Source organism: Syntrophorhabdaceae bacterium (assembly GCA_036504895.1).
Taxonomy (GTDB): domain Bacteria; phylum Desulfobacterota; class Syntrophorhabdia; order Syntrophorhabdales; family Syntrophorhabdaceae; genus PNOM01.
Genome location: DASXUJ010000011.1, coordinates 77,516 through 89,557 on the forward strand (window position 1 = coordinate 77,516; position 12,042 = coordinate 89,557).

At 51.0% G+C, this 12,042-nt stretch carries 6 protein-coding genes; 1 reads left to right on the plus strand and 5 read right to left on the minus strand.

Annotated elements, in window-relative coordinates:
* Window positions 1-266 precede the first annotated feature (266 nt).
* Complete coding sequence (locus VGJ94_01825; GenBank protein ID HEY3275331.1) at window positions 267-3,419, plus strand: hypothetical protein; 3,153 nt, start codon at window positions 267-269, stop codon at window positions 3,417-3,419.
* 323 nt (window positions 3,420-3,742) lie between these two features.
* On the opposite strand, the gene VGJ94_01830 is transcribed toward VGJ94_01825, so the two are convergent.
* The 5 genes from VGJ94_01830 to VGJ94_01850 form a co-directional block, all read right to left on the minus strand.
* Window positions 3,743-5,767 (minus strand): YjbH domain-containing protein, encoded by a 2,025-nt coding sequence (locus VGJ94_01830; GenBank protein ID HEY3275332.1) that lies wholly within the window; start codon window positions 5,765-5,767, stop codon window positions 3,743-3,745.
* 465 nt (window positions 5,768-6,232) lie between these two features.
* A complete protein-coding gene (locus VGJ94_01835; GenBank protein HEY3275333.1) occupies window positions 6,233-9,901 on the minus strand; it encodes an SLBB domain-containing protein in 3,669 nt (1,222 codons plus the stop codon).
* A gap of 147 nt (window positions 9,902-10,048) precedes the next feature.
* Window positions 10,049-10,903 carry a Wzz/FepE/Etk N-terminal domain-containing protein gene (locus VGJ94_01840; GenBank protein ID HEY3275334.1) on the minus strand — a complete coding sequence of 285 codons (855 nt, stop codon included), beginning with the start codon at window positions 10,901-10,903 and terminating at the stop codon, window positions 10,049-10,051.
* A gap of 130 nt (window positions 10,904-11,033) precedes the next feature.
* A complete protein-coding gene (locus tag VGJ94_01845) occupies window positions 11,034-11,561 on the minus strand; it encodes a hypothetical protein (GenBank protein ID HEY3275335.1) in 528 nt (175 codons plus the stop codon).
* A partial coding sequence (locus tag VGJ94_01850) for a polysaccharide biosynthesis protein (protein HEY3275336.1) occupies window positions 11,554-12,042 on the minus strand: 489 nt, incomplete at its 5' end. The genes VGJ94_01850 and VGJ94_01845, both read right to left, overlap by 8 nt.

The following is a 12,042-nucleotide window of genomic DNA, read 5'->3' on the forward strand; positions in this document are numbered from 1 at the left end:
TGTTACAGAAATTTAAGTATATTTGCTACATCCCGTTTTAGGGAGGCACGGCATGCATTTTGCTAAAAGGAAGCTGGAAATATAAAGGTCTACATAGGGACCGCCGGCCATGAAGCCTTCCGGCGGCACCCGGTGTAAGCGCAAAGGAGGTGGGATACGTTTAATGGCCGGGGCGCATTGGTACGATTGAACGGGCTAATGGTTAATCTGTTTCTAATGCGAAATTGAGTAAATTCAGGAAAATAAATTGAGGAGGAGGTTCAGGAATGTACAGGCCACGAGCCATGATACTTGCAGGTTTGATACTCACTATGGTCATGCTCCTATGGGGTGCAAATACGCTCCATGCGGGGCCGGGAGGAGGAACATATTACGCGAATAGCCCTGCCGGGGGTGCTTCAGGCACCGCGCTCAGGAAATTCGTCGATTCACTGCCCGGTTTGGGGGCATCGAGCGCGAACAATCTGGGTCAATATCTTCCGGTAGCAGTAGCGGATACCATTACCTATCCGGGATCGGATTATTATGAAATCGCAATCAGAGAATACGCCGAAAGAATGCACTCGGACCTCCCAAAGGCCACGAGACTTCGGGGATACGTGCAGACAAATAACGGTACAGACGCGGCAGGTCAAAATACTGTTGCCCCTGCAGGGATTCATTATTTAGGGCCCATAATCGTCGCCCAGCGCGACAGGCCGGTACGAATCAAGTTCACGAACGATTTACCCACAGGCACGGCAGGCAATCTTTTTATCCCGGTCGATACGACACTCATGGGTGCAGGCACCGGCCCTCTTGCCCAGACCTGCGACCCCATCACCCACGTGTGCGTGACCGGGCCCAACCCTAACGACCTTTACACGGAAAACAGGTCCGCCATCCATCTCCACGGAGGGAATACCCCGTGGATAAGCGACGGCACGCCTCACCAGTGGATCACACCCGCCGGGGAAACGACCATCTACCCCAAAGGCGTGAGCGTGGTAAACGTACCCGATATGCAGGACCCGGGCAACGGATCGACAACCGTTTATTACACAAATCAGCAAAGCTCGAGGCTTATGTTCTACCATGACCACGCCTTGGGCATCACACGCCTTAATGTGTATGCGGGTATCGCTGCGGGATACTTGATCCAGGATGACGTGGAGAAGCAGCTCGTGAACTCCGGCGCTATCCCTTCCGTACAAGTTCCCCTTATAATTCAGGATAAAACCTTTGTTCCCCAAAACATCGCGGTGCAGGACTCAAAGTGGGATACCGCCAAATGGGGCACTTACGGAGACCTCTGGTTCCCTCACGTGTATGAGACGAACCAGGATCCCAGTTCCCCAGACGGGGCGAACCCCTTCGGAAGATGGGACTACGGCCCCTGGTTCTGGCCGCCTATGAACCCCGCGACGCTGAAAGGCGCTCTCCCGGAGGTTTCCACCACACCCGAGGCCTTTATGGATACCATGTTGGTAAACGGTACCGCATACCCCTATATGAACGTGGAAAAAAGAAGGTACCGGTTCAGGGTTCTCAACGCCTCTAACGACCGGTTCTTAAATCTCCAGCTCTATTATGCTGATGCGAGCGGCAAAGAAGTCGCCATGGTCCCCGCTCTTCCGACTTCGTACTTCCCTGCCAGATGGCCCACGGACAGCCGCGTTGGAGGCGTACCGAATCCCAGGAAAATAGGTCCCACCATGATTCAGATCGGGACGGAGGGAGGATTCCTGCCCGCGCCGGTAGAGCTTTTGAACACGCCGGTAGGATACAATTATAATCGCCGGGACATCACGGTCCTCAATATTTCGGATCACACCCTTTATATGGGACCAGCAGAGCGGGCCGACATAATAGTCGATTTCTCCAAGGTTCCGGCTGGCTCTAAAATCATACTGTATAACGATGCCCCCGCACCCGTACCCGCTTTTGATCCCCGACTCGACTATTATACCGGTAATCAGGATCAAAGCGCATCAGGCGGCTGGATACCGACAGTCAAGGGATATGGTCCGAACACGAGGACCGTCATGCAGTTCAGAGTGGTGGGTAACTCAGGCACCCTCCCGCCGGAAACCGACACCTATGCTACCACCCTGGCGAAATTGAACGACCCGGCAACAGGTCTGCCTCATGCTTTTGCCAAATCTCAGCCTACGCCCATCGTACCTCAAACCGCCTACGGATCGCCTACCGATACGTATGCTGAAATCTTCTCCAATTCTCTCACCTTTACACCCATCGGGGGAAATGCTCCAGTTACCCGCGCCCTCGAGCCGAAGGCCATACATGAGCTATTCGAGCCGAATTATGGCCGGATGAATGCAGTGCTGGGAGTGGAATTGCCCTTTACCAACTTCCTCACCCAGACCACGATTCCTTATTTCTATGTCGATCCCACTACGGAGGTGGTCACCGAACACGAGCCTCAGCTGTGGAAGATCACCCACAACGGCGTCGACACCCATGCGATTCACTTCCATCTCGTCAACGTGCAGCTGATTAACCGTATAGGTTGGGACGGAGCAAAGAAGCCGCCCGATGCCAATGAGGTGGGCTGGAAAGAGACGGTAAAAATGAACCCTCTCGAAGACGTGGTAGTGGCGATGAAGCCTAAGAAACAGATATTACCTTTCGCAATGCCTACCAGTTCACGGCCTCTGGCGCCGTCAAATCCGCTCCATACCACGATGGACTTTACCGGAGTGGACCCAAATAACCAGCCCATCACTGTTTCGAATGAGGTCACCGACTTCGGCTGGGAATATGTCTGGCACTGTCATCTCCTCGGACATGAAGAGAATGATATGATGCGACCCCTTATCATGCAGGCCGGAGCCGACCTTCCGCTCGAGCCTTTAAGGCTTTCAGCGGCAGTGGCCGTGCCGACCGGCACACAGGTTGACCTCGCCTGGAGCGCCTCTACGCCCAACGCCACAGGTTATACAGTTCAGCGGGCCACTGGGGCGGCAGGCATCACCACCGCGTTCAGCGACATCGGCGCGGTTGCCGCGGGCATCACAAGCTATAGCGATGCTACCACGGCCCTCGGCACTACCTATACTTATCGCGTGGTCGCTACCAACGGGACCGGAAGCTCGGATCCTTCGAATTGGGTATCGATCACTACTGCGGCCCCCGGCGCTCCCTGGAACCTCTTCGCCACCACTCCGCCAAGAGGTCAGACTCAGGTTGTTTCGCTGAGTTGGAATGAGGCCTCGAACAATGAAGGATGGTTCACCCTTCAGAGGGCGACGAACGCAGCCTTTACGAGGGGCCTCACTTCATTCACCCTGGGCGCAAATACCAGTTCATTCGCCGACACGACAGTGGCAGGCAGAACCACCTACTATTATCGGGTTCTCGCCACAAATACGGTCGGAAGCTCCGCTTATTCAAAGACAAAATCGATCGCGACAAAGTGACCGATAAGTAACCCCGAACGCGATCGGCCCGGGAAGGATTTCCTTCCCGGGCCGATCGTTTATAACAGATGTGACAGCATGAGACTCGGTCTGTGGAGGGGCGAATGACTCAAGATCAAAAAGAGGTGAGTAAGACCCTACGAGCACCGGGTATGAAAAGACGACTGGAACCTTGCCCACGACCTGGGGCCGTTACGGCATATTGCGCGGGTATATCTTCTCAAGCAGAGGATCGTCGGATCAGGCAGAGATCGTCGCATCGGGAGCAGGCCCTGTCCGCAAAGGATCCCTCCCAGCGCGCCGGCACAGTCAGGGACTAAACTCTATTTCATATTCTCCGTATCATGATCCCAGAACACTTTCAAATTTCTTCCGATGAAATCAAACAAGGAATTGTAATGCATAATATCCTGTCCTACGTCCCTCGTCCATGGCGATATCGAATAACCGTAGCTGGTTTTTGAATCCGTGCCGTCAAAGAGTCTCATAGGCAATGAGATTCCGACGCCCTTGTCATGGTAGCCTCTATTTTCCGGGGCCTGTAAGGAATTTGTGTTCGTAAAACTATACCATCCAAAGATCATCAATCCGTGTATGTTTTTTGTCAACGTGACGACAGTGCCGTAGTCGCCGGCAAGAAATCTACCTGTTTTAAAGTCAAGCCATATGTTATATTCCGGGACATTGAACCTGGTGTTGAAAAATTGCGTATTATATACTTTATCATCGCCCGGTTTCAGCATGAAGATGTTATCCGGATCACGCTTTCTGGTGGCACTGCCCCCCAGACCTATTAACACCCTGCCGCCCCATAATGGCATTGCGATTTCCCCATCCAACCCTGCATATTCGATCTCGAGGTACCCTGCCGCGAGGCGGCTGTATATCTCATGGCTCGCTTTATACATCTGCTCCACCATAAGTCTGCCCATATTGAAGTTCTTGGACTTATATTGAAAAATGTCACTTCTTACTGAATCCGCAAGAGGCCGTGTGGTGGCGGAGATATCATTCAAGGGGTAGCCCTGAACACCTCCCGCCACGGTGAAGCCCTCCCAGGGATGTAGTTCGGCCCAGGCTTCCACGCCAAGCCGGTACATGAAGAATTTTTCGGCGGAGTTTATGAGTGTCTCAAAGGAAGGTTTCAAGCCCGCGCCTATCCACCTTCTGTCCTTTATCTTTACATCGGGCCTTTGATTTACCGATGTATTCATCCTGGAAAGGAAGAAGAATTCGTCCTTGGTCAATTTGTTATTGTAGAGCTCCTCAAGATCGGACCTGAGGCACGTATGCTCTACCATGGGAATGCCATTCTGAGTGAAGACCACGTCGATCAGCTGTATTCCCGGTCCGGTCAGGGAATGGGCAATCTTCAGTATCACCTCGAGGGCGCGGGGGGCGTAATAATATTTGACGTTTTCCGCTTCTATTCTTAAATGACTGCCGTCGACGCTTATTCCTATGTTCTGAAAACCGGATTTGGAAAGGGCGATTTCCAGTCTTTTCTCGAGCGAATATGTGGCGACTTCGGCTTTCTCTTTATATGGGCGGTCATATATGGGAATAAAGGGTTTTCCCATCTCAAATACGGTCGAAAGGCTGACCCCTATTGTATCGCCTCGCTGAAATGTGAGTCCTATCTCGCTCCACTTGGTCGGTTTTAATCTCAGGCCGAAATTGAATTTCGAAGCCACGGGGCTTAAAAAATATTTCCTTTGGGCGGAATCGTGTATCTGCACCTCGTATTTGATCGGGCTATACTCCGCCATCAAAGTGAGCCAGTTTGTAGGTGCAAACTGCACCCCTGCGAATATCTGCGAATCCTGAAGCCAGCCCATGGTGTTCGACAGGATCTCCACGTCATATTGGTCTACCGAAGGCGGTAATGCCACCTTTCCGAACCTGCCGTTCCCCATTCCAACTGTGAAGTCGAAAGGATAAATCTGTTTGCTCGCGACAATATATTGGGACGCGTAATTCCTTGTACCCTGAGGGTCCATGATTCCAAATGCTATGGCCGGCAGATACTTGCTCTCTTCTATCAACCGGAATTTAAAGTCCATGGACTTATCTTTGACGTTTCCATATCCGGTGAAGGCGGGATTCACATCGGCCGCGCTGACCCCGATGATCTCGGTCATCCTCCCGTCAATCTCAAAATTTTTAAAAGGGGTCATGGCAAGATAATAAAACCTGTAGGGGTGGACCTGCCCCACGCCCATTCTCCAGTTATTCTCCTTCATGAGGCGCGCGGTAGGCAGCTCCATAAGACCCGTACCACCCCAGTTCGCCGGACCTGTAAAAGGCTCATCCGACGCATTCGCGACACAAAGGCCGAATATCGTCATACCAGGGGAAGAATGAGAGAGTGAAGATTTAAACGTGGAAGGCAGAGGGAAGGAGGTTATTGAAAAAAGAAGTACCCCATATGAAGCGAAAGCTATGATGCGAGCCAATGTCGAGCGACATCGGCTCCCGGAAATCCATTTATTCACTCGATGAGCACCGAACCCATGCCCCGACGGAATACATGATAAGCGGCCTTATTATTTTCTCCATTTCCGGGAGAATGAGCGTCATGATCCCCTCAATTCTCCCTGCTTCTGTATGTCAGATCCATCAGGCAGGGCTGAATTTATTATGCATAGGACCACCCCGCAGGACGTGATCAATTTATACCTTACAGTCAAAACCGACCGCCGGAACGGAGACGAAGGCCTCCTCGGGGGCCGCTTCTCCATTTTCTTGTGCAGGAGACATTTGCGGAAGCCGGCGGTCATATGCTCCCCGGCTTCCCTTCACGCGCCGTCATACTAATTATTCTTCATTGTCTTATACAACACCGCTATGGTGGCTGCCGTAAGACCTATGTTTCCGAGAATCTGTGTAATATCCCTGAACTGTCTGAGCCATGCCGTTCTGTCGAGCTTCTCCGGCACGATAATGGTGTCCCCCGCTTCGATCTCGCTCTTCTTCTCGCCGAAGCCCATGGTCTCCCACCTGTTTCTGTAATGGCTCCAGGTGATAAAGGAGGTATCCAGTTTCTGGGCCGTGCCATCAACCTTTACCACGAACGTGCTCGATGTATCTGCATAGCGCGAATAGCCCCCTGCCAACTGGACATAGTCTTTCCAACGCATGGCGTCGCTATGCACGAAGCTCCCGTTCATCATGACCGCTCCGGCCACGGTGACCACGCTGTTTTTTGTCGGGATGAGAAGGCTGTCGCCTTCTTCGAGCTCCACGTCATACTCACTTCCCCTGAGGAGCCTTAAATTTGCGAGGTATATGGTCATCCTGCCGGTAGGCTGAACTTTTCTGAGGGTTTCTATAAATTTCTGTTTCTGCTGCATCTCTATTTCTTTCGCCTTGACCTCCTCGGCACTAAGGGCCCCCACGGAGGAGCCGGCGGAGACCATATCTTTTTCCATCCTGGAAATCATCTCGTCAAGCGCCTTCTGTTGCATGTCACGTACTCTTTTCCGCGTAAATATGGCGCCCCTCAAATAGGCATCGTCCGCATACCCGCCGGCCCGCTCGATGAGAGAAGAAAGCCTCTCTTTCTTTTTGGTCACATATTTACCGGGGAACAGGACTTCGCCGCTCACCGAGACAAATCTCTCCTTCCTCCAATCCTGCAGGCGCTTCACATTTATTCTATCATACGGGAGGAGCGCCACATTGGCTGACGGGTCACCTTCGAGGGCTCTTTTCAGATTGATATTCTTGTGCTCCAGTCTGACATATTTGTCGTCCTCGATTGACTGCCTGGTAATTTCTATTTCGTCCCTATAGGCGCTTTCAAGCAAATTTCCGGAGGCAAATATCAGGTCCTTAACCGTCATGCCTTTTGCGAATGTGTAATTTCCCGGCCTCAATACCTCTCCATCTATGGCGACCGTTTTCTTGTAATTGAATCCTGACATATTATGAATAACTATACGGTCGTGGCTCTTAAGAGTGATGTTGTTGCGGTCGTCCCCCTCAAGTGCCTTCTTTATTGAAAATTTCGAACGGGTAACGACTCTTGTAGCCGGATCGGTCCTGTAAAGCTCGGCCTCAGCGAGATACGCGTCCTTGGAAGGGCCACCGGCGGCCAGAACCGCATCCCTCACGGTCATATTGGGTGTATATATGATTCTCAGGAACTTCCTCTGATCGACTCTCGTGCCGCTTTGACTTCTCATTTCGGCAATCCTGGGGTCGTCGAGGCTCCAAATCCCCAACCGTCGCAGCTCATCGATGGTCCTCTGGTCGATATCGAATCTGAGAGCTTCTCTTTGTTGTGACTCTCCGCCCGACCCCATGGTGGTGGAGGTGGATTTTCTGATCTCGAGAATACGAGGATCGTCAAGACTCAGTATTCCAGCTCTTCGCAGCTCGTCTATGGTTTTATGGTCGATCTCCGACCTGCTCGTCGTGCTCTGGCTCCTCATCTCGGCAATCCTGGGATCGTCGAGGCTGGTAATCCCGGATCGCCAGAGCTCATCTATAGTTCTTTGATCGATATCCGGTCTCTCGAGCAGTTTCCTGAACCGGGGCTCCCATAGGCGGATTTCGGTAAGGTCCGTGATACCGAGCCTTCTCAGCTCGTCGATCGTCCTCTGATCGATTTCTCTCGTCCCGGACCAGATCTGGCTTCTGATCCCCGTCAAGCGTGGATCATCGAGGCTGGTAATGCCCATTCTCCGCAGTTCATCGATCGTTCTCTGGTCGACATCCTGCTTGTTTTCGCTTATTCTGGTCAGAAGGTCCGTGATTCTCGGATCGTCAAGCCTCGTTATCCCGGCCTTCCGCAGCTCGTCGATGGTCCTTTGGTTCAGCTCCGCATTACCCAACAACACCCGAGTATCCACGGACCTTCTCTTTTCATTGCGGCTGTCGGATCGTCGTTGTTCATTCTGACCTTCAGCCTGCCCTTCCATCCGCGCTTCAGAATATCCTTGCCCTTCCGAACGGTCCATCATCCTGGAAACTGACTTCGACGGCTTCTTCGCTTCTTCCAGTGCGCCTCTTACCTCGCCTTCGACAATGATATACGGCTTATCCTCAAAAAACCAACGGGAGAAGACAAAGATACTATCCTGCGCTTTAAGCGTTACATTATACTGGGGCGATTCAAAAAGAGACTTCAGGTTTATCGGGATAACCTGAGATTCAAAAGAAGGCGGCTCCATCCTCTTTATCACCGCATAATTGAGATAGGACTCGGGCAGAAGGTCTTTTTCGTTCTTGATAACATCTCTCAACGTAAGACCTGCTTTGAATTCGTATTTACCCGGTCTTTTCACATTGCCCTGGAGGAAGACGGCATTCTCGACCCTCTCGGTTATGTTGAATACCTTGACCAGGTCAAAATCCTGCAGCTGAAATTCCCTGGATTTAGCCAGATCCTTGGCATTTATATCGATGATAAGCTGGTTTTCATTTTTCGTGATCCTTTCTACCTGGACCTGCTGGGTGTAGGCGATCGGCATTATGCCGCCCGCAAGGTCTAAGAGCGTATGGAGATCGTGCGCCCCCTTCAGCTCGTAAATCGCCGGCCGCTTCACATTACCCGCAATACCCACCACCGGACCGGCCACGGGCACGAATATTACATCACCGGCCCTTAAATTCAAATCCTTCGATTTATCGCCTTTCATCAAAAGGTCGTAGAGATCGAAATGGGCTATTATCTTATCTTTTCTTTTCAGCTGCACGTTCCTCATGCTCCCGATGTCCGACGGGCCCCCTGCGATCAAAAGGGCATCGGTTATGGTGGCAAAGGAGCCTATCGTATAGGAACCCGGTCTCTTGAGCTCGCCTAGCACGAATATGGGAATGGTCTTGACCGATCCCATGGCGATATCTATATTCCCACCGACGATCTGTTCGCTTAATTTTATGAGATGCTTCGACATCTCTTCGTACGTAAGGCCCGCTACCTTCACAGGGCCTATCTGGGGGATCGATATGTTGCCGTTCCTGTCGACGGTCAGCATCAGATCGCTGTTTACCCGTCCCCACATGAGGAGCTTTATTTCATCACCCGGTCCGACTATATAATCCGAGGGGACCGGAACATCCTGCCGGTCTCTGGCCAGTTTCACCGATGCTTCTTTAAAGAAATCAGATCCGAATGTTTTCAGTTTTATGGAAATATCCTGATATTTCCCTAATGCCCTGTGTTTTTCAAGGAATGAGGCTTCTTCTTTTTCAGGGGTAAAAACACTCTCCGGTGGAGGCGATTCTTTTCTCTCCAGTTCCATCTTTCGGTCGGTCTTCTTTCCCTGCTCCCCCTGACCGTCGCGCCTTTTCTTGAGACCTTCGAAATCGAGCTGGTTCATCCCCATTCCGGACCTGCCCGCATCCATCATCATCGCCTTCTGCTGCTCCGGGCTTAACCGCTTCAGGTCTTCCGTTACCTGCGCGAAGGCCGATCCGCTCATGACAAAAGCCAGCAGCGGCGCTAACACAACGACCAGAGTCCTTTTGATCACTTTTCTCCTCCAAAAATAGATACAAAATTGCATTGCCCAGCCCTCTTTCGACTTTATTAGAAGATCCGTGGAAGGTAAATTCATTGAGGCCCCCTTTAAAGATCTTTTACTTTTCCGAAACGGCGGTTCCATCGGTAAAGGTCTTTTTCAATCCTTTTTCATAAGCTCTTTAAGGCTTCTCCAGTTGTTCTTGAGAAATTCTTTGACAAAAGCGGTAAAGACCGCGACAAAGAGGGCTATGATAAAGGCGATCATTACCATTTGCCGTTTTTTCGGCTTTACTTTCTGATCCGAGGCCTTGGGGGGATCAATGACTTTGAACGCGAAATTCTCTTTTACCTCAGCCATCATCGCGATCTCTATTTGTTGCGCGATCATGGAATAAAGCTTGGTTCTGATGAAAGGATCGGCTGTTTTATCAATCTGCGTTTCAATGTAGGCCTTATTGGTGTTTGCGACCCTCCGGGCTTCCCTGCTCATGCGGTCGGTGAGCTCAGCCATGGTATAACCGAGAATGTCTGCCGCTGTTTTTGGATCGCGAAACTGCATGGTGAGCTCGATCGCATTATCTTTGGGGCTGGGAACAATCTTAAGGGATCCGGCAAGGCCCATGATGGCGGACGATAGCTTCTTCTCTTCCGACAGCCTGGCCTTTTTATCCGGTCCAAGGAATATGGGCACAAGATTATATTTCTTTATTATGTCTTCCTTAAGAATATTGCTTCTCAGTATATTTACGATTTCAGCCATATTCGTCGATGCGGGAGTGCTTAAGCCGAATTGTTGGGCGATTGCTCCTATGCCGGATCTTTCCGTGGTTTTGCCTATTGGCTCGATAACGGCTCTCGCTTCATATACGGGCGTTTGAAAAGAAGCGTAAACGATTGTCAATGCCACAAAACCGATCACTATTGCTAGTATCAAACGATAATTGTTGATTATGATTTTGAGATATTCGAAAATACTTATTTCAGTATCTTGTTTCGCCCGCTCAATTTCCATGAAATGTCTTCCATCCTTTTATTTATTCTTACCGTGTATAGTATGCCGAAGCGTGTTACTTCAGTTCCCGCTACTTTAGGCCGTTCACGCGCCGGGCTTTCCGGACAAAAGTCTATGGTCGATAAAAAGATCAATTCACCGATTTATACGCACTGATGAACCGGTCCGTAAGATGCCCGATATTATCCTTGATCGCATTGAGAGACTCCCGGTCAGCCACTCCCGTCATATTCATCGACCAGGTGCCCGCCAGAGTTTTCACCTGGAGGGCATCGATCGTAACGATCTGCCTCAGCTCTATTCTTACGTCATAGCCAACCACAAATTGGGTCGGATGAGTATTTACATTCACATAAAGCATCGGTCGTCGTGGGGCCTTCAGCCATTGCTCCCACGTAAAGATCCTTATCCCCGCCTCCGACAGCTTTTGCTCGACGGCGCTATACAGCCTTTTGGAAGTGAGATTATTCTTTTTTGTGTATTTATCGATATTCGGATTCAATTCCTCGACGATGAGATAAACTCCCTGCAAACCCGCGAGGGTCTGTCTCGTTAACTGAGAATCGATCGCGTGAACGGACCCTGTAAAAGCAGTGAAAATGATGGCGGCAGCCATAGCCGCACGCACTAAGAAATCATACCTCCTGGTTCTATTCATGGATTATCCTTTCGATCCGGTCCGGGGCGACCGGTTCTTCCTCTTCCGGGTCTGCATGCACTGCCTGCAACGTACAATCGGGCTTGTAGGCAGGGACTATTTTACTGAGGGATATCCTGATGTTATTGCCGTCAGGGTTCTTTAGGGCATGTTTCAGTGGCTCGAGCCTCTCCATCAGGTCGTTCATCACCACTTCGTTCTTCACTACATATATCTTGGGATGGCTTGTCGAATTAGTGGTTTCTGCGGGGGTGAGGAGCTCCTCATAAAGTTTTTCACCTTTCCGCATACCGCAGAATATAATCGGTATATCTTTATCAGGCTCAAAACCGCTGAGTCTGATCATTTCCTCGGCGACTTCGAGTATTTTCACGGGTTCTCCCATATTAAGAATAAAAACTTCGCCCCCGTCTCCCATTGCGCCCGCCTGCAGCACCAGGGCCACTGCCTCGGGAATGCTCATAAAATACCGGGTCATGTC

Excerpts from the sequence above, each read along its gene's own strand:
- VGJ94_01830 (HEY3275332.1), bottom strand. The coding sequence starts at position 5,767 with ATGACGATATTCGGCCTTTGTGTCGCGAATGCGTCGGATGAGCCTTTT.
- VGJ94_01845 (HEY3275335.1), bottom strand. The coding sequence starts at position 11,561 with ATGAATAGAACCAGGAGGTATGATTTCTTAGTGCGTGCGGCTATGGCT.
- VGJ94_01840 (HEY3275334.1), bottom strand. The coding sequence starts at position 10,903 with ATGGAAATTGAGCGGGCGAAACAAGATACTGAAATAAGTATTTTCGAA.
- VGJ94_01825 (HEY3275331.1), top strand. The coding sequence starts at position 267 with ATGTACAGGCCACGAGCCATGATACTTGCAGGTTTGATACTCACTATG.